Source organism: Variovorax sp. P4_B10 (genome assembly GCF_056402375.1).
Map to the genome: position 1 here is coordinate 1 of NZ_JBFUHN010000034.1, position 18,066 is coordinate 18,066.

The window sequence follows — 18,066 nt, forward strand, 5'->3', positions numbered from 1 at the left end:
GGCCTGGGCAACGCGGTCGGCGGCGTGGTCGGCGGCGCAACGGGTGCCGTGGGCAACGCGACCCACGCGGCCGGYGGTGCCACCGGGGCCGTGAGCGGTGCCACGGGCGCCGCAACCGGCGCGGCGGGCGGCCTCACGAACACCGTGGGCGGCACGCTGAACAGCGCGACCGATACCGCAGGCGCGGTCGGCGGCGCCGTGAAGCCGTCGGGCGCCGGCGTGAAGGCCAGCGGCAAGGCCAAGGGCTCGGGCGCGGTCGACGTCACGAAGTAAGCGCTCCGTCCGCAGAAGCCCGCAGCGCCCACGCGTTGCGGGCTTTTTTGCGAGCGTCCGTCTCAGGGATCCGTGGCGCCAAGCACCACCCGCGGCCCTGAAGCCGGCACGCGGCGCGGCCCGTTCGCAGGACACCGCGGAACCGGCTTCGCCGGGCCGCCGGTGTCGCCCCCGGCGAGGGGGTGGGCGAAGCGACACGAAGTGCGCGAAGCCTGGGGGAGTTCCATTTCATTCAGCCTCGAGCCTGAAAAGGCTCGTGACTTCCGCATCGAGCACCATCAGCTCGCGCTGGTTGAAGAGCCGCCAGCGCCAGCACAGGATGCCGAGCGTGGGCCGTTTTTCGGAGCGGCGCACCTCGATCACATCGGCCACGAGCCGCAGGGCGTCGCCGGGCCGCACGGGATGGGGCCAGCGCAGATGCTCGAGCCCCGGCGAGGCGAACGATTCCGAGCCTTCGAGCGCCGCCTCGACGACGAGGCGCATCGCGATCGCGCAGGTGTGCCAGCCGCTCGCGATCAGTCCGCCGAAGGCGCTGCCAGTCGCGGCTTCCGCGTCGGTGTGGAACCACTGCGGGTCGTAGGCGCGCGCGAACCCCACCAGCTCGGCTTCGGTGAGCACGTAGGGCCCGGCCTCGATGACCTGGCCCGCATGGAAGTCGGCGAACTTCATTCGCCGGAGTCTAGGGCCTGTTCACCCTAGTAGGTTTCGAGGTGCAGGCGGCCTTCGCGCTTCAGTGCGGCGCCGACCGTGTCCCAGTCGAGCCCGGCTTCCGTGGCCACATCGCGCAATGCGAGCACCACGCCCTCTTCCATGCTCTTCAGGCCGCACACATAGAAGTGGCTTGCGCCATCTTTCAGCAGCGCGGCCAGGTCGGCGGCGCGCTCGCGCATCAGGTCCTGCACGTAGCGCTTGGGGCTTCCCGGCGTGCGCGAGAACGCGAGGTTGATGTCGATGAAGTCCTTGGGCAGCGACTGCAGCGGGCCGAAGTACGGCAGCTCCTGCTGCGTGCGCGCGCCGAAGAACAGCATCAGCTTGCCGCCCTCGAACTTGCCGCTCTTGCGCAGGCGCCGGCGCCATTCGGTCATGGCGCGCATGGGTGCGCTGCCGGTGCCGGTGCAGATCATCACGATGTGCGACTTGGGGTGGTTCGGCATCAGGAACGAGGCGCCGAAGGGCCCCACCACCTGCACCGTGTCGCCGACCTTCAGGTCGCAGACGTAGTTCGACGCGATGCCGCGCACCGGTTCGCCCTGGTGGTCTTCGGTCACACGCTTCACGGTGAGCGAGACGTTGTTGTAGCCGGGCCGCTCGCCGTTGCGCGGGCTGGCCACCGAGTACTGGCGCGCATGGTGGCGCTTGGCCGTAGCATCGACACCCGGCGGAACGATGCCGATCGACTGGCCTTCGAGCACCGGGAACGGCACGACGCCGAAGTCGAGCACGATGTGGTGCGTCTCGCTGTCGAAGCCGGCCTCGGTGCAGTTGAAGTTGCCGACCACGGTGGCGGTCGTCGGGGTCTTCGGCGGGAACAGGTTGGTGTAGGCGTGCGCGGCCGACCAGGGTGGCACCGTGGCGCCGTATTGCGCGGAGTCGAAGGCCGGCTCGACGGACGCGACCGCGGCCTGGGCCTGGGCTTGCGCCTGGGTCTGCGCGGGCACGGCGGCTGCCGCACCGCCGGCCGCTTCGGCGGACACGCCGGCGGCCTCGAGCTCCTCGGGCGTGAGTTCCGCAGGCAGCGATTCCCAGGTGAGCTGCTCCTCGATGGTGTACGCGCGCACCACGGGCATGGTGCGCCAGTTGTCGATCGAGCCCGTGGGGCACGGCGAGATGCAGGCCATGCAGCCATTGCAGACGTCGGCCCGGACGACATAGTTGTTGTCGTCGTGCGTGATCGCGTTGACGGGGCAGGTCGCCTCGCAGGTGTTGCAGCGGATGCAGATCTCGGGGTCGATCAGGTGCTGCTTGATGACCCCGGCTTCAACGGCCATGTCCATGTTTTTTCTCCTTTCCCTCGCCCCTTGGGGAGAGGGTCAGGGTGAGGGGGCAGCAGCTTGTCGTGGGGACGCCGCCTACCCTCACCCCTGCCCTCTCCCCGAGGGGAGAGGGAGCCATACCAATCAGCCGAAACGCACGTACTCGAAATCGACCGGTTGGCGGTTGATGCCCATCACCGGCGGCGAAATCCAGCCCGCGAACTTGCCCGGCTCGACCACGCGTCCCATCAACGATGCCACGAAAGCAAAGTCTTCGGCGCTCGGCAGCCATCCGTTTTTCTTCGCGGCCCATTCGACCTCGTTCACCACGCGGCCTTCGGGCGACATCTTGATGCCGGCGAGCGCGCCGATCTGGCGGTTGAAGGCCTTGTGCGGCACCACCAGGCGGGTCGGGATGCCGGCCTTCTCGAGCACCTTGTTCCAGCGGCCGACGCCGGCCACCGAGTCCTTGATGAAGTCGTCGCGCAGCACTTCGTTGAGCGCGTTGAGCATCGGCACGTCCTTCTCGACGAGCTGGCCCTCCTTCACCTCGAGCACCTTGTAGGTCTGGCCCTTGAGCACGTGGTCGTCGCCTCGCTTGCCTTCTTCGTAGCGGCCCTTCAGGCCCGAGCTGTAGAAGATGGCGGCGTTGCTCGACTGGTCGGCGCCGAACAGGTCGATGGTCACGCTGTAGTGGAAGTTCAGGTAGCGCTGGATGGTGCCGAGGTCGATGGCGCCGGCCGCGCGCACCTTCTGCGCGTCGTCGGTCTTCAGCTCGTTCATCACCTGCGCGGTGCGCGCCAGAACGCGCGACACGCCGCTCTCGCCCACGAACATGTGGTGCGCTTCTTCGGTCAGCATGAATTTCGTGGTGCGCGCCAGCGGATCGAACGCGCTCTCGGCCAGCGCGGCCAGCTGGAACTTGCCGTCGCGGTCGGTGAAGTACGTGAACATGAAGAACGCGAGCCAGTCGGGCGTCTTCTCGTTGAAGGCGCCCAGGATGCGCGGGTTGTTGGCATCGCCCGAGGTGCGCTGCAAGAGCGCCTCGGCTTCTTCGCGGCCGTCGCGGCCGAAGTGCTTGTGCAGCAGGTAGACCATCGCCCACAGGTGGCGGCCTTCTTCCACGTTGATCTGGAACAGGTTGCGCAGGTCGTACATCGACGGCGCGGTCAGGCCCAGGTGGCGCTGCTGCTCGACCGAGGCCGGCTCGGTGTCGCCCTGCGTCACGATGATGCGGCGCAGGTTGGCGCGGTGCTCGCCGGGCACGTCCTGCCAGGCTTTCTCGCCCTTGTGGTCGCCGAAGTGGACCTCGCGGTTGGCGTCGCCCGGGTTCAGGAAGATGCCCCAGCGGTAGTCGCGCATCTTCACGTGACCGAACTGGGCCCAGCCCTGCGGGTCGACGCTCACGGCCGTGCGCAGGTACACCTCGTGGTTGGTCGAGCCCTCGGGGCCCACGTCGTCCCACCAGTTGATGAAGTTGGGCTGCCAGCCTTCGAGCGCGCGCTGCAGCGTGCGGTCTTCGCCGAGGTTGACGTTGTTGGGGATCTTCTCGCTGTAGTTGATCGTGCTCATCGCTGTTCCTTGGGTTGTACGGACTGCGGTATCAGACGCGGTTCATGTCGAAGCCGGCCTTTTCGCCGGTGCCGTAGACCTTCAATGCACCCTTTTCGCCGACGGCGTTGGGGCGGTTGAAGATCCAGTTCTGCCAGGCGGTGAGCCGGCCGAAGATGCGGGTGGCCATGTTTTCCTTGCTCGCGAAGCGCAGGTTGGCTTCGAGGCCGGTGAGCGCGTCGGGCGACATGGCGGCGCGCTCCTCGATGGCGATGCGGATCTCGTCGTCCCAGTCGATGTCGTCGGGCGCGGCGGTGACGAGGCCGAGCTTCAGCGCCTCGTCGGCATCCAGCGGCTTGCCGGCTGCCGCGCGGGCGGCTTCCAGCGGCGCGGCTTCCTCGTAGAAGCGGCGTTGCAGGCGGCTCTGGTCGTTCACCATCGGGAAGAAGCCGAAGTTGAATTCGTCGAGCACGAGCTTCGGTGCGCGCTCGGCGTCGTCGGGCAGCGCGAGCATGTAGGTGCGGTCGGCGGCGAAGGCCAGTTCGGCCAGCGTGCCGGCGAAGCAGGAGCCCGCTTCGACCAGCGCGAACAGGCTGCGCGACGACACGTCGAGGCGCGCCAGCGTGCGGCGCAGCGCGCCGATGGTTTCGCGCACCAGCCAGTGGTCCTTGTGGGCGAGCATCACGGCGTCCGATGCGAGCACGGCCTGCGCGTCGCCTTCGGTCTTGAGCAGCCAGGTGCCGATGTCGAGCTCGTTGGTGCGCAGGTTGAGGATCGCGTCGTCGAGCTGGCGGCACATCGCGAGCGGCCACCAGGCGGCGCCCGCGGCTTCGATGGCGGCGATGTCGGCCGGCTGCGCGCCGGTGGGCGCCTTGACGGTGATCGTGGCGGTGCGCTTGCTGCGGTCGATCTGGATGTCGACGTGCGGGTAGCGGATGCCGTCGGCGCTGTCGGTGCGCTCGAGGCGGGTCAGCGCCACGCCCTTGCCGCCTGCGGGGCGGTCGCTGCCTGCGGCGAGTTGCGAGGCACGGTCCTGCACGGCAGCGGCGAATTGCGCGGGTTTGGCCACGGCATCGACCAGGCGCCAGTCGACCGCGCGCTGGCCGCGCACGCCTTCGACGCTGGTGCAGAAGATGTCGGCGAGGTCATGGCGCACATGGCGCTTGTCGGTCACGCGGGTCAGGCCGCCGGTGCCGGGCAGCACGCCGAGCAGCGGCACTTCGGGCAGCGACACGGCGGAAGAGCGGTCGTCCACCAGCAGGATCTCGTCGCAGGCCAGTGCCAGCTCGTAGCCGCCGCCGGCGCAGGCGCCGTTCACGGCCGCGAGGAACTTGAGGCCCGAGTGCTTCGACGAGTCTTCGATGCCGTTGCGGGTTTCGTTGGTGAACTTGCAGAAGTTCACCTTCCAGGCGTGGCCCGAGACGCCGAGCATGAAGATGTTGGCGCCCGAACAGAAGATGCGGTCCTTGCCGCTGGTGACGATCACGCTGCGCACTTCGGGATGCTCGAAGCGCACGCGGTTGAGCGCGTCGTTGAGTTCGATGTCCACGCCCAGGTCGTAGCTGTTGAGCTTGAGCTTGTAGCCGGGGCGGATGCCGCCGTCTTCCGCGATGTCGAGCACCAGACGCGCCACCGGGCCTTCGAAGCTGAGCTTCCAATGCTTGTATTGCGCGGGTTCGATGCGGTAGTCGACGCGCGGGGGCGCCTGAAGGGTCGTGGTGTCGGTCATACGGAAGTCTCCTGTGGGCCAGATGCAAACCGGAAGAATAATGCATCTTCTGGTTCCGATGACATGCATCATGCTGCATACAAACAGGCAAGTCAATGCCTGTTGTGCTTTTTTTCAGATTTCAGCTCAGGCGCCCAGGCCCATTGACTGGCGGGTGCTCGCGCGCAGCGTCTGGAAGCTCTGCGCGAGGCTCTTGCCGCTGGTGTCCACCGACAGATCGGCCTTCGAATAGAAGGCCGCGCGGCCGTTCAGGATGCGGCGCAGGTCTTCCATGGCTTCCTTGCTGGCCGCCATGGGGCGGGTGTCGCCCTGCGCGGCCACCCGGCCCATGTGCTCCTCGGGCGCGGCCTGCAGCCACACGGTGGTGCAGTGCGCGAGCAGCTCGTTGAAGGTGGCGGGGTCGGACACGATGCCGCCCGGCGTGGCGATCACCACCTCGCTGTAGATCTGGATGCTTTCCTCCAGCGCGCGGCGCTCGTAGCGGCGATAGGCATTGGTGCCGTAGAGATCGTGGATCTCGCGCACGCTGCAGCCCGCAAGCTTCTCGATCTCGCGGCTCAGTTCCACGAAGGGCACATCGAGGTCGTCGGCCAGCATCTGCCCGAGCGTCGACTTGCCTGCGCCGCGCAACCCCACGAGGGCGATGCGGCGGTGCCGTGCCGGGTCGACCGACGCCGTGCCCAGCAGTTCGCCCAGTGCCACGCGCGCACGGCGCAGGTCGCTTTCGCTGCGGTTTTCGAGCAGTTCGCGGATCAGCAGCCACTCGGGCGAACTGGTGGTGACGTCGCCGACCAGCTCGGCCAGCGAGCAGTGCAGCGCACCCGCCACCTGCTGCAGCACCAGGATCGACGCATTGCCGATGCCGTATTCGAGGTTGGCCAGATGCCGCTCCGACACGTCGGCCGCGACGGCCACCGCCTTGCGCGTGAGGCCGCGCTGCGCGCGCAGGTTGCGCACGCGGTCGCCCAGTGCGGCCAGCAGCGGATTCCGGGCCTCCCCGGCCGGTGCGGTCTGGCTGGCGCTGCGGCCGCCATCGGGCACGGTGGCCAGCACCGCGTCTACATGCTCGTTCATGCAAGTCCTCGTTCTTGGCCGGGATTGTGCGCGCTCAGGGTAAACACCATATATGCACTATATTGCTTGACACCCGTTGACCCGGTGCTTATCGTTCAGCCGCAAGCAAGATACTGCACGCGCAGCGATCCTGCAAGGTAGTTCATAAGTTCGCTGCAGTTCCGCCCTGCCAGCCAGCCTCCAAAAAGGAAGCCCGCCCATGTCCAGCAAGGAAGCATTTCACCAGTTGATCGCCGGCCTGACCGCCGAAATCGCAGGCAGGCCGCTCGACAACCAGCTCGACCAGTGGCTCAACGCCACCCACGGTGCGGGCAGCGCCCGCTTCGCGCAATTGCGCCAGGCCTGCGTCGGCGGCGTGGCCGAAGGCTGGCTGTGCGAGCGCGAAGGCGGCGGCATCCGGTATGGCCGCGTGTTCAAGGCCGAAGACGCGCTGCATCGCTTCTCGGTCGACGTGGTCGACATGCAGGACATCGCGGGGCCGCACCACAGCCATCCGAACGGCGAGATCGACCTGATCATGCCGCTCGACGACAGCGCCGACGCCACCTTCGACGGCCGGCCGGCGGGCTGGTGCGTCTACGGGCCCGGCACCGCGCATCGCCCGACTGTCGCGCAAGGCCGCGCGCTCGTTCTCTATCTATTGCCCGAAGGGCAAATCAAATTTACCCAATGACCGAGTTCCTCCCCAACCACGTCGCCGGCCGCTGGCAAGGCGGATCGGGCGCCGGCACGCCCCTTTTCGATCCGGTGCTCGGCACCGAGCTCGCGCGCGTCGACGCCACCGGCCTCGACCTGCCCGCCGCCTTTGCCTTTGCGCGCGAACAGGGCGGCAACGCATTGCGCGCCCTCACCTACCGCCAGCGCGCCGGGCTGCTCGGCGCCATCGTGAAGGTGCTGCAGGCGAACCGCGAGGCCTATTACGAGATCGCGACCGCGAACTCGGGCACGGTCAGGAACGACTCGGCCGTCGACATCGACGGCGCGATCTTCACGCTGGGCCAGTACGCGAAGTGGGGCGATGCGCTCGGCGACGCGCGCGCGCTGCGCGACGGCGACGCGGTCAAGCTCGGCAAGGAGCCGGTGTTCCAGTCACAGCATCTGCAGGTGCCGACGCAGGGCGTGGCCCTCTTCATCAACGCCTTCAACTTCCCGTCGTGGGGCCTGTGGGAAAAGGCCGCGCCGGCGCTGCTCTCGGGCGTGCCCGTGATCGTGAAGCCCGCCACGGCCACCGCCTGGCTCACGCAGCGCATGGTCAAGGACGTGGTCGATGCGGGCGTGCTGCCCGCCGGCGCGCTCTCGGTCATCTGCGGCAGTTCGGCCGGCCTGATGGATGCGCTCCAGCCCTTCGACGTGGTCTCGTTCACCGGCTCGGCCGAAACGGCGGCGGTGATCCGCTCGCACGCCGCCGTGGCCGGGCGCTCGGTGCGCGCGAACATCGAGGCCGACAGCCTCAACAGCGCCCTGCTGCTGCCCGGCGCCGCGCCCGGCAGCGAGGCCTTCAACCTGCTCGTGCGCGAAGTGGTGCGCGAGATGACGGTGAAGTCGGGCCAGAAGTGCACCGCCATCCGCCGCATCCTGGTGCCGGCCGAGGTGTACGACGCCGCGGCCGAAGCCATCGGCGCCAAGCTTGCGGGCATCACCGTCGGCAATCCGCGCAACGAGGGCGTGCGCATGGGTTCGCTGGTGAGCCGTGCGCAGCTGAATGCGGTGCGTGACGGTCTCGATGCTCTCGCCGCGCAGGCCACCGTGCTGCACGACGGCCGCAACAGGCCGCTGATCGATGCCGACCCGGCCGTGGCCGCCTGCATCGGCCCGGTGCTGCTGGGCGCGCGCGATGCCGATGCGGCGCAGTGCGTGCACGACGTCGAGGTGTTCGGGCCGGTCGCCACCCTCTTGCCGTACCGCGATCTCGCGCATGGCTTCGCGCTGGCACACCGCGGACACGGTTCGCTCGTGACTTCTCTCTACGGCAGCGACGATGCAGCGCTCGCGCAAGCCGCACTCGCCGTCGCACCGAGCCACGGCCGCGTGCACGTGGTCTCGCCCGAGGTGGCGCAAGCCCACACCGGCCACGGCAACGTGATGCCGATGTCGATGCACGGCGGTCCGGGCCGCGCGGGTGGCGGCGCCGAGCTCGGTGGCCTGCGCGCGCTGGACTTCTATCACCGCCGCAGCGCCGTGCAAGCGAGCCCCGGCGTGCTCGCGCACCTCGGCCTCTAGAGAAAAGAAACGGCCCAAGGAGACACACGATGAGCCTGCCCGCACGATTCAATTTCGCCGAACACCTGTTCGCCCTCAACCGCGGCCGCGCCGATCGCACCGCCTACGTCGACGACCGCGGCACGCTGAGCTACGGCCAGCTCGAAGACCGCGCGCGGCGCCTGGCCGCCGCGCTGAAAGCCGCCGGGGTGCGGCGCGAAGAGCGCGTGCTGCTGCTGATGCTCGACAGCAGCGACTGGCCCGTGAGCTTTCTGGGCTGCCTCTATGCGGGCATCGTTCCCGTGGCCGTGAACACGCTGCTCACGCCCGACGACTACGCCTACATGCTCGACCACAGCCGCGCGCAGGCCGCGCTGGTGTCGGGCGCGCTGCTGCCCGCGCTGCAGGATGCGATGGGGCGCGGCGCGCATGAACTGCGGGCGCTGATCGTTTCGCAGCCGACCGGGGCGCTGCCGGAGAACGCGCAGGAGTTCGATGCCGCGCTCGCCAAGGTCGAGCCGCTGGCCGCACCGGCGAACACCGCCTCCGACGATCCGGGCTTCTGGCTCTATTCCTCCGGCTCCACCGGCAAGCCCAAGGGCACGGTCCACACGCACGCCAACCTCTGGTGGACCGCCGAGCTCTACGGCAAGCCGGTGCTCGCGCTGACCGAGGACGACGTGTGCTTCTCGGCCGCCAAGCTGTACTTCGCCTATGGCCTCGGCAATGCGCTGACCTTTCCGCTGTCGGTCGGCGCCACGGTCGTTCTGATGGCCGAGCGGCCCACGCCCGACGCCACGTTTCGCCGCTGGACAGAGCACCAACCCACGGTCTTCTTCGGCGCACCCACCGGCTTCGCGGGCATGCTCGCCTCGCCCAGGCTGCCGGCGCGCGAAGCGGTCGCGCTGCGCATGTGCTCGTCCGCCGGCGAGGCCTTGCCCGGCGAGATCGCCCAGCGCTTCAAGACGCACTTCGGCTGCGAAATCATCGACGGCATCGGCTCGACCGAGATGCTGCACATCTTCATCTCCAACCGCCCCGGCGACGTGCGCTACGGCACCACCGGCCGGCCGGTGGAGGGCTACGAGGTCGAGCTGCGCGGCGAGGACGGCCGGCCCGTGCCCGACGGCGAAGTGGGCGACCTCTACATCCGCGGCCCCAGTTCCGCGCTCATGTACTGGAACAACCGCGAGAAGTCGCGCGAGACCTTCCAGGGCGGCTGGACCAAGAGCGGCGACAAGTACACGCGCGATGCGGATGGCTACTACACGTACGCGGGCCGCAGCGACGACATGCTGAAGGTCAGCGGCATCTACGTTTCCCCTTTCGAGGTCGAGGCCACGCTGATGCAGCACCCCGCCGTGCTCGAGGCCGCGGTGATCGGCAAGGAAGATGCGGACGGGCTCACCAAGACCAAGGCCTTCGTGGTGCTGAAGGATGGCAGCGCGGCGACGGAGGAAGAACTGAAGGCCTTCGTGAAGGAACGCCTCGCGCCGTACAAGTACCCGCGTTTCCTGGAGTTCGTGCAGGAGCTGCCGAAGACGGCGACGGGGAAGATCCAGCGCTTTCGGCTGCGTGAGCGGGAGAAGCAGGCATGAGAGCCCCTGCTCGTCCCCTCTCCCGCTTGCGGGAGAGGGTTAGGGTGAGGGCATCGGCCTTCGCTCAAGCACGTCTCTCGCTGGCGCCGCTGGCCCTCACCCCAACCCTCTCCCAGAGGGAGAGGGAGCAAAAACCATGAGCGGCAGCCAAGCCGAGTTCGCCACCATCGACTGGCGCGGCCGTCCCGTCCGCATCGAGTGCCAATGGATCGCCCCCGAGCGCACCGACGCCCCGCTCATCGTCTTCCTGCATGAAGGCCTCGGCTCGATTGCCATGTGGAAGGACTTCCCCGCGCAGGTCTGCGAAGCAGCCGGCGCGCGCGGCCTCGTGTTCTCGCGCCCCGCCTACGGCCGCTCCACCCCGCGCGAACACAACGAGATCTGGGACGTCGACTTCATGCACCGCCAGGCGCACGAAGTGCTGCCGGCCCTGTTCGCCGCATTGAAGCTCGGCGACGAAAAGCCCTGGCTCTTCGGCCACAGCGACGGCGGCTCGATCTCGCTGCTCTACGCCTCTCGCTTTCCCGACCGGGTGAGCGGCCTCGTGGTGCTGGCCCCGCACATCTTCGTGGAAGACGTGACCGTCGCGAACATCGAGCAGGCGCGCACCGCCTACCTCTGCACCGACCTGCCGAAGAAGCTCGGCCGCTACCACGACAGCGCCGATTCCGCCTTCTGGGGCTGGAACCGAATCTGGCTGCACCCGCCCTTCCGCGAATGGAACATCGAGGCCGAACTCGACGCCATCCGCTGCCCGGTGCTCGCCATCCAGGGCATCGACGACGAATACGGCACGCTGGCGCAGATCCGCGGCATCGCGGCGCGCGTGCGTGGTTGCGAACTCGTGGAAATCCCTGAATGCGGGCATTCCCCGCATCGCGATCAGCCGGATCGTGTCATCGTCGCGACCACTTCTTTCATTGCCAAAAACAGGAGCCAGACACCATGACGACCATCCGCACCGCGCGCCTCGCGCTCACCGCGATCGCCTTCGCCGCCCTCGCCTCCGCCGCCGGCGCGCAGGGCGCCGGCAAACTCAAGGTCGGCCTGATGCTGCCCTACAGCGGCACCTACACCGCCCTGGGCGTCGCCATCGAGAACGGCTTCAAGCTCTACGTCGACGAACAAGGCGGCAAGCTCGCGGGCCGCGAGATCGAATACTTCAAGGTCGACGACGAGTCCGACCCCGCCAAGGCCACCGACAACGTCAACAAGCTGATCAAGCGCGACAACGTCGACGTGATCGTCGGCACCGTGCACTCCGGCGTCGCGATGGCCATGGCCAAGGCCGCGAAGGAAAGCGGCACCGTGCTGATCGTGCCGAATGCCGGCGCCGACGCCGTGACCGGCCCGATGTGCGCGCCCAACATCTTCCGCAGCTCGTTCTCGAACTGGCAGCCCGCCTTCGCCATGGGCGAAGTGGCCGCCAAGCAGCAGGGCAAGAAGAAGGCGATGACCATCACCTGGAAGTACGCGGCCGGCGACGAATCGGTCAACGGCTTCAAGGAAGGCTTCGAGAAGAACGGCGGCAAGGTCGACAAGCAGCTCACGCTGCCCTTCCCCAACGTCGAGTTCCAGGCGCTGCTGACCGAGATCGCGGCGGCCAAGCCCGATGCGGTGTACGCCTTCTTCGCGGGCGGCGGTGCGGTGAAGTTCGTCAAGGACTACCAGGCGGCCGGCCTCAACAAGACCATTCCGCTCTACGGCCCCGGCTTCCTGACCGACGGCACGCTCGATGCGCAAGGCGAATCCGCCCAAGGCATGCTGACCACGCTGCACTACGCAGACGGGCTCAACACCACGCGCGACAACGCCTTCCGCGTCGGCTACGCCAAGGCCTTCAAGCTGCAGCCCGACGTGTATGCCGTGCAAGGCTACGACGCGGCGCAGATGCTGGGCGTGGGCCTCGCCGCCGCCAAGGGCGACATCGGCAAGAAGGCCGAATTCACGGCCGCCATCGAGAAGGCAAAGATCGACAGCCCGCGCGGCACCTTCACGATGAGCAAGTCGCACAACCCGGTGCAGGACATCTACCTGCGCAAGGTCGACGGCAAGGAAAACAAGCTCGTCAGCACGGCCATCAAGGGCCTGGCCGACCCGGCGCGCGGCTGCCGCATGTAACCCCCCCGTCCCTCGCTCACTTCGTGTAGCTCGACTCCCCCCTCAAGGGGGCGACACCAGCGGCCCGGCAAAGCCGGTTCCGCGGTGTCCCCCGAACATCGCGGGCGCTATCGCGCCACGCTCCCTTCACGGTCTCACAGGGATGAACCCAACGTGGATTTCGGAACCTTCCTCGTCCAGTGCCTGAACTCCGTTCAGTACGGACTCCTGCTCTTTCTCGTGGCCTCGGGGCTGACGCTGATCTTCGGGATCATGGGCGTCATCAACCTCGCCCACGGCAGCTTCTACATGATCGGCGCGTACATGGCGTTCGCGCTCGCACCGGTGTTCGGCGACCAGTTCCTGCTGATGCTGGTGGCCGGCGTGGTGCTCGCGGCCATCTTCGGCTACCTGCTCGAATGGGCCTTCTTCAGCTACCTCTACCAGCGCGACCACCTGCAGCAGGTGCTGATGACCTACGGGCTCATCCTGGTGTTCGAGGAACTGCGCTCCATCCTCGTGGGCAACGACGTGCACGGCGTGAAAGTGCCGGCCTGGCTCGACGGCAGCTTCGCGCTCGGCAGCGTCATGAGCTACCCGTGGTACCGCCTCTTCGCGTCGGCTGCCTGCATCGTGCTGGCCGTGGCCTTGTACTGGGTGGTGAACCGCACGCGCCTGGGCATGATGATCCGCGCCGGCGCGAGCAACCGCGACATGGTGCGCGGCCTGGGCATCGACGTGAAGCGGCTCTACCGCATCGTGTTCGCGGCCGGCGTGGCGCTCGCGGCGCTCGCCGGGATGATCGCGGCGCCGATGTCTTCGGTGTACCCGAACATGGGTGCCAGCGTGCTCATCATCTGCTTCGTGCTGGTGGTGATCGGCGGCATCGGCTCGATCACCGGTGCGCTGCTGGCCTCGCTGCTGGTGGGCTTCGTCGACACCTTCGGCAAGGTGTTCTTCGCGGACCTGAGCGGCATCGGCATCTACCTCCTGATGGCCATCGTGCTGATCTGGAAGCCCGAAGGGCTGATGGGGAGGCGGCCATGACGCAAGCCGTTTCTTCGTCCCGGCGCGGCGCGTTCCTCGTGCCGGTGATCTGCGCGATCGCGATCGGCGTGGCCGGTCCGCTGATGGGCAACTACGCCTCGGACTTCGTCGTGAAGGTGATGATCCTGTCGATCTTCGCGCTGAGCCTCGAATTGCTGGTCGGCATGACCGGGCTCGTGAGCCTGGGCCATGCGGCGTTCTACGGCATCGGCGCGTACGTCACCGTGCTGGCCTCGGGCAGCGAGGGCGGCAACTTCGCGCTGCTGCTGCCCGCCGCCATGGGTGCGGCGGCGCTCTATGCGCTCTTCGTCGGCGCACTGAGCCTGCGCACGCGCGGCGTGTACTTCATCATGGTGACGCTGGCCTTCGCGCAGATGGCCTTCTTCGTGTTCCACGACACCAAGATCGGCGGCGGCAGCGACGGCATCTACATGTACGTGCGGCCGGCCCTCGGCGCGCTCGACATGGAGAACCGCACCGTCCTGTTCTACGTGGTGCTCGCGTCGCTGGTGTTCACCTATGGCCTGCTGGCGCTGGTGCGCCGCTCGCGCTTCGGCGCGGCGCTCGCGGGCATCCGCGTCAACGAGCAGCGCATGCGCGCGGCGGGGTTCTCGGTGTACGGCTACAAGCTCGCGGCCTTCGTGCTGGCAGGGGCGCTCGCGGGTCTTGCAGGCTTCCTGCTGGCCTCGCGCGACGGCGTGGTCAACCCCGAGCTGATGGCCTGGCACAACTCGGGCGAGGTGTTGCTGATGGTGATCCTCGGTGGCCTGGGCCATCTGCGCGGCGCGGTGATCGGTGCGATCGCGTTCACGCTGCTGAAGGAAATCTTCTCGACGCATGCCGTGATGGGGCCGCTCGCAGACCACTGGCAGCTGACGCTGGGGATCGCGATCATCGTGTTCGTGGCGCTCTTGCCGAAGGGCTTGATCGGCCTGGTCAAGCGCCTCTCTCCCAAGGAGGCCGCATGAGCGCCGCGCCGGGCCGCCCCAAGCAAGCTCGCACCGCAGTGCGTAGCACGGAGGTTGCCTTATGAAAACCAACGCACTGCTTTCCGTCGAAGGGCTCACGCGCCGCTTCGGCGGCCTCACCGCCGTCAACGCCGTCACGCTCGACCTGCACGTCGGTGAAGTGCATGCGGTCATCGGCACCAACGGCGCCGGCAAGTCCACGCTCATCAACATGCTCTCGGGCGAGATCGCCGCCTCCGAAGGCCGCATCGCACTCGACGGCATCGACATCACCCGCCGCGCCCAGTCGCGCCGCGCGCGCGACGGCGTGGGACGCAGCTACCAGCGCACGACCATCTTTCCGGAGTTCAGCGTGCACGAGAACTGCCGGCTTGCCGCGCAGGCCGCCACCGCGAAACCGTGGGCGATCTGGCAGTCGTCGCAGCGCTGCGCGGCCAGCAACGCCTCGGCCGATGCCGCCCTCGAAGCCGCGGGCCTCTCGAACGAAGCGCTGCGCGTCGCCGGCACGCTGAGCCACGGCGCGCAGCGCCAGCTCGAGGTGGCGATGTGTCTCGCAACGCATCCGCGCCTGCTGCTGCTCGACGAACCGCTCGCCGGCATGGGCGCCGAGGAAACCGACCGCATGCTCACGCTGCTCGCACGGCTGAAGGCCACGCACGCGATCCTGCTGGTGGAGCACGACATGGACGCGGTGTTCCGCATCGCGGACCGCATCACGGTGATGGTGAACGGCACGGTGATCGCCACCGGCGACCCGAAATCGATTCGCGAGAACCCCGAAGTGCGCACCGCCTACCTCGGAGAAGACCACTGATGCTCACCGTCCGCGACCTCAACACCTACTACGGCAACAGCCACATCCTGCGCGGCGTGCATGCCGGCATTCCGGCGGCCACCTCGGTGGGCCTGCTCGGGCGCAACGGCATGGGCAAGACCACGCTGATCCGCAGCATGATGGGCTATGTGCGCCCCGCCTCGGGCGAAGTGCAGGTCGACGGCCGCACCGTCACCGGCTGGCCGCCCGAGAAGATGGCGCGCCTCGGCATCGGCTATGTGCCCGAAGGCCGCGGCATCTTCCCGAACCTCTCGGTGCGCGAGAACCTCGTGATGAGCGAGCGCGCAGGCATCGACGGCCGGCGCGCCTGGACCTTCGACCGCGTGATGGCCACCTTTCCGCGGCTGGCCGAACGGCTCTCGCACGGCGGGCAGCAGCTCTCGGGCGGCGAGCAGCAGATGCTCTCGATCGGCCGCGCGCTGATGACCAACCCGCGCTTGCTGATCCTCGACGAGGCGACCGAAGGCCTCGCGCCGCTGATCGTGGCCGAGATCTGGCGCGTGATCGGCGAGATCCGCAGCACCGGCATCGCCACGCTGATCGTCGACCGCGACTACCGCAAGGTGCTCGCCCACACTGACCTTGCTGTGGTGATGGAGAAGGGACAGATCGTGCGGCACGGTGCGTCGGCCGACCTGCTGGCGGAGCCGCAGGCGCTGGAGGAGCTGCTGGGCGTGTGAGCATGCGCGGCGGGCGTCATCCGGTCCGCTGCGCCATCAGGAAATCGATGAACACCCGCATGCGCAGCGGCACATGCCGCCCGTCCGGGTACAGCAGCGTGTACGGCCGCGAGCGGCCTGCAAAGGGCTTCAGCACCTCGACGAGCGCGCCGTCGGCGAGCTCTTTTTCCACCACGAAGCGGTAGGTCTGGAACAGCCCGGCGTCGCTCTTCGCGAGCGTGACGCCGCCGAGCACGTCGTCGGAGCAGCTGTAGGCGCTGTCGGCGAAGACCTCGCGGTCCTTGCCGTTCTCCTTGAAAAGCCACGAGATGCGGCGGCCGCTGCTGGGCAGTTCGAACTGGATGCACTCGTGCACTGCAAGGTCGTCCAGCGTCCGGGGCGTGCCAGCCTTCTTCAGGTACTTGCGGGTTGCGACCACCACGAGCGCCGCATCCTCGAGGTGCCGCGCGATCAGCGTGGAGTCGGGCTGGGCCCGCACGCGTACGGCCATGTCGTAGCCCTCTTCGACGAAATCGATGTTGCGGTTGCTCAGGTGCACATGCAGCCGGATGTCGGGAAAGCGTTCGCGGAACGCCGGCAGCATCGGCAGGATGCGGTGATGGCCGTAGGTGGTCGGGACGCTGATGCGCAGCGTGCCCGAAGGCTGCGCCTGCTGGCCCATCACTTCGCGCTCGGCCTCGGCGAGTTGCGCCAGCGCCTGGCGGCATTGCGCGAAGTAGGCGCGGCCCGCGTCGGTGAGCCGCACGCTGCGCGTGGTGCGCACGAACAGGCGCAGCCCCAGGCGTTTTTCGAGCCGCGAGATCGAGCGGCTGACGGCCGCCGGCGTGACGCCCGCGGCCAGCGCGGCCGAGGTGAAGCCGCCGGTCTCCGCCGCAAGGCAGAACAGCTCGATGCTGCCGAGGAGGATGTCGCCGAACTGCCGCTGCACTTTTTGATTACCTCATGTATCAAGTGAAGTACGAGTCTAGTGATTTATCTATGGTCGTGTCATCAATACAGTTCTCCCCACGTCATCAACTTTCTGGAGAACCGACATGCAAGACACCAGCAACCCATCCACCGTCGTCATCACCGGCGCCTCGAGCGGCATCGGCCTGGGCCTCGCGCAGGCCTACCTCGAGCGCGGCTTCAACGTGGTCGCCAATGCCCGCTCCGACGAGCGGCTCGCGGCCGCCGCCAAGCAGCTCGGCAACCCGACGCGTTTCCTCGGCGTCGCGGGCGACATCGGCAAGCGCGCGACCGCGCAGCAACTCATCGACCGCGCCGTGGAACGCTTCGGCCACGTCGACGTGCTCATCAACAACGCAGGCATCTTCAACGCCAAGCCTTTTGTCGAATACACCGAGGAAGAGCTCGACCAGCTGGTCGCCACCAACCTCAAGGGCTTCGTCTACGCCTCGCAGGCGGCCGCGGCGCACATGATCCCGCGCCGCAAGGGCCACATCGTGAACATCACCGCGGGCATCGCGCTGCAGCCGAACCTGCAGGTGCCCGCCCTGTTGCCGGTGCTGGTCAAGGGCGGCATCAACGCCGCGACGCGCGCACTGGCGCTCGAGCTCTCGCCGCACAACATCCAGGTGAATGCGGTGGCGCCCGGCATCGTCGACACGCCGATGCACCCGTCGGAGACACATGGCTTTCTCAACGGCCTGGCACCCGCCGGCCGCATCGCGACCGTGCGCGAGATCGCCGATGCGGTGCTCTACCTCACCAACGCCGGCTTCACGACGGGCGTGGTGCTGCCGGTCGACGGCGGCGCGAGCGCCGGCACCTGGTAATTGCCTCATCTACATAGCCAAGGAGCACACCATGCCTTTCGTCAATCTGAAGATCACCCGCGACGGCGTCACGCGCGAACAGAAAACCCAGGTCATCGCCGAGTTCACGGAAGTCCTCGAACGCGTGCTGAAGAAGCCGCCGGAGTGGACGCACATCGTGATCGAGGAAATCGATACGGACGACTGGGGGTTCGGCGGCGTGACGACGACGGAGTTCCGCAAGCGGCTGGCAAGCGGCGCAAAACCGGCGCAGTGAGGGGA

At 67.9% G+C, this 18,066-nt stretch carries 17 protein-coding genes and 1 pseudogene; 12 read left to right on the top strand and 6 right to left on the bottom strand.

The window, feature by feature from the left end:
* Window positions 1-273 (top strand): annotated as a pseudogene (locus tag AC1DXX_RS17110) (adhesin); the annotation flags it as partial.
* A 228-nt stretch (window positions 274-501) separates the two neighbouring features.
* Here AC1DXX_RS17110 and AC1DXX_RS17115 read toward each other — a convergent pair.
* The 5 genes from AC1DXX_RS17115 to AC1DXX_RS17135 all read right to left on the bottom strand — a co-directional run bounded on the left by AC1DXX_RS17115 (window position 502) and on the right by AC1DXX_RS17135 (window position 6,600).
* Complete coding sequence (locus tag AC1DXX_RS17115; protein ID WP_478135399.1) at window positions 502-942, bottom strand: MaoC family dehydratase; 441 nt, start codon at window positions 940-942, stop codon at window positions 502-504.
* 26 nt (window positions 943-968) lie between these two features.
* The gene (gene boxA / locus AC1DXX_RS17120) at window positions 969-2,267 is read right to left on the bottom strand and encodes a benzoyl-CoA 2,3-epoxidase subunit BoxA (protein ID WP_478135400.1); all 1,299 of its coding nucleotides are present in this window, start codon (window positions 2,265-2,267) and stop codon (window positions 969-971) included.
* Between the two features lie 123 nt (window positions 2,268-2,390).
* A complete protein-coding gene (boxB, locus tag AC1DXX_RS17125; RefSeq protein ID WP_478135401.1) occupies window positions 2,391-3,818 on the bottom strand; it encodes a benzoyl-CoA 2,3-epoxidase subunit BoxB in 1,428 nt (475 codons plus the stop codon).
* Between the two features lie 31 nt (window positions 3,819-3,849).
* On the bottom strand, window positions 3,850-5,526 hold the full coding sequence (gene boxC / locus AC1DXX_RS17130; protein WP_478135402.1) for a 2,3-epoxybenzoyl-CoA dihydrolase: 1,677 nt from the start codon (window positions 5,524-5,526) through the stop codon (window positions 3,850-3,852).
* A gap of 126 nt (window positions 5,527-5,652) precedes the next feature.
* The gene (locus AC1DXX_RS17135; protein WP_478135403.1) at window positions 5,653-6,600 is read right to left on the bottom strand and encodes a helix-turn-helix transcriptional regulator; all 948 of its coding nucleotides are present in this window, start codon (window positions 6,598-6,600) and stop codon (window positions 5,653-5,655) included.
* Window positions 6,601-6,799: 199 nt separating this feature from the next.
* Between AC1DXX_RS17135 and AC1DXX_RS17140 the strand changes: the two genes are divergently transcribed.
* The 9 genes from AC1DXX_RS17140 (at window position 6,800) to AC1DXX_RS17180 (ending at window position 16,027) form a co-directional block, all read left to right on the top strand.
* Entirely contained in the window at window positions 6,800-7,273 is a 474-nt protein-coding gene (locus AC1DXX_RS17140; protein ID WP_478135404.1) for a 4-hydroxylaminobenzoate lyase, read from the top strand.
* Entirely contained in the window at window positions 7,270-8,820 is a 1,551-nt protein-coding gene (locus AC1DXX_RS17145) for a 3,4-dehydroadipyl-CoA semialdehyde dehydrogenase (protein ID WP_478135405.1), read from the top strand. The genes AC1DXX_RS17140 and AC1DXX_RS17145 overlap by 4 nt, the downstream gene beginning before the upstream one ends.
* 29 nt (window positions 8,821-8,849) lie before the next feature.
* Window positions 8,850-10,397: a benzoate-CoA ligase family protein gene (locus AC1DXX_RS17150; protein ID WP_478135406.1), complete on the top strand. Its 1,548-nt coding sequence runs from the start codon at window positions 8,850-8,852 to the stop codon at window positions 10,395-10,397.
* A 136-nt stretch (window positions 10,398-10,533) separates the two neighbouring features.
* Window positions 10,534-11,346: an alpha/beta fold hydrolase gene (locus tag AC1DXX_RS17155; RefSeq protein ID WP_478135407.1), complete on the top strand. Its 813-nt coding sequence runs from the start codon at window positions 10,534-10,536 to the stop codon at window positions 11,344-11,346.
* Complete coding sequence (locus tag AC1DXX_RS17160; RefSeq protein WP_478135408.1) at window positions 11,343-12,518, top strand: ABC transporter substrate-binding protein; 1,176 nt, start codon at window positions 11,343-11,345, stop codon at window positions 12,516-12,518. Before AC1DXX_RS17155 ends, AC1DXX_RS17160 begins: the two co-directional genes overlap by 4 nt.
* Before the next feature lie 153 nt (window positions 12,519-12,671).
* A complete protein-coding gene (locus AC1DXX_RS17165) occupies window positions 12,672-13,544 on the top strand; it encodes a branched-chain amino acid ABC transporter permease (protein WP_478135409.1) in 873 nt (290 codons plus the stop codon).
* On the top strand, window positions 13,541-14,512 hold the full coding sequence (locus AC1DXX_RS17170; RefSeq protein WP_478135410.1) for a branched-chain amino acid ABC transporter permease: 972 nt from the start codon (window positions 13,541-13,543) through the stop codon (window positions 14,510-14,512). The genes AC1DXX_RS17165 and AC1DXX_RS17170 overlap by 4 nt, the downstream gene beginning before the upstream one ends.
* 61 nt (window positions 14,513-14,573) lie before the next feature.
* The gene (locus AC1DXX_RS17175; protein WP_478135411.1) at window positions 14,574-15,326 is read left to right on the top strand and encodes an ABC transporter ATP-binding protein; all 753 of its coding nucleotides are present in this window, start codon (window positions 14,574-14,576) and stop codon (window positions 15,324-15,326) included.
* Window positions 15,326-16,027, top strand: a complete 702-nt coding sequence (locus tag AC1DXX_RS17180) for an ABC transporter ATP-binding protein (RefSeq protein ID WP_478135412.1) — start codon at window positions 15,326-15,328, stop codon at window positions 16,025-16,027. The genes AC1DXX_RS17175 and AC1DXX_RS17180 overlap by 1 nt, the downstream gene beginning before the upstream one ends.
* A gap of 16 nt (window positions 16,028-16,043) precedes the next feature.
* Here AC1DXX_RS17180 and AC1DXX_RS17185 read toward each other — a convergent pair whose 3' ends face one another.
* Window positions 16,044-16,955 (bottom strand): LysR family transcriptional regulator, encoded by a 912-nt coding sequence (locus AC1DXX_RS17185; protein ID WP_478135413.1) that lies wholly within the window; start codon window positions 16,953-16,955, stop codon window positions 16,044-16,046.
* 106 nt (window positions 16,956-17,061) lie between these two features.
* On the opposite strand from AC1DXX_RS17185, the gene AC1DXX_RS17190 reads away from it, so the two are divergent.
* Both AC1DXX_RS17190 and AC1DXX_RS17195 read left to right on the top strand, forming a co-directional pair.
* A complete protein-coding gene (locus AC1DXX_RS17190; protein WP_478135414.1) occupies window positions 17,062-17,805 on the top strand; it encodes an SDR family NAD(P)-dependent oxidoreductase in 744 nt (247 codons plus the stop codon).
* Between the two features lie 31 nt (window positions 17,806-17,836).
* The gene (locus tag AC1DXX_RS17195) at window positions 17,837-18,061 is read left to right on the top strand and encodes a tautomerase family protein (RefSeq protein ID WP_478135415.1); all 225 of its coding nucleotides are present in this window, start codon (window positions 17,837-17,839) and stop codon (window positions 18,059-18,061) included.
* Window positions 18,062-18,066 lie beyond the last annotated feature (5 nt).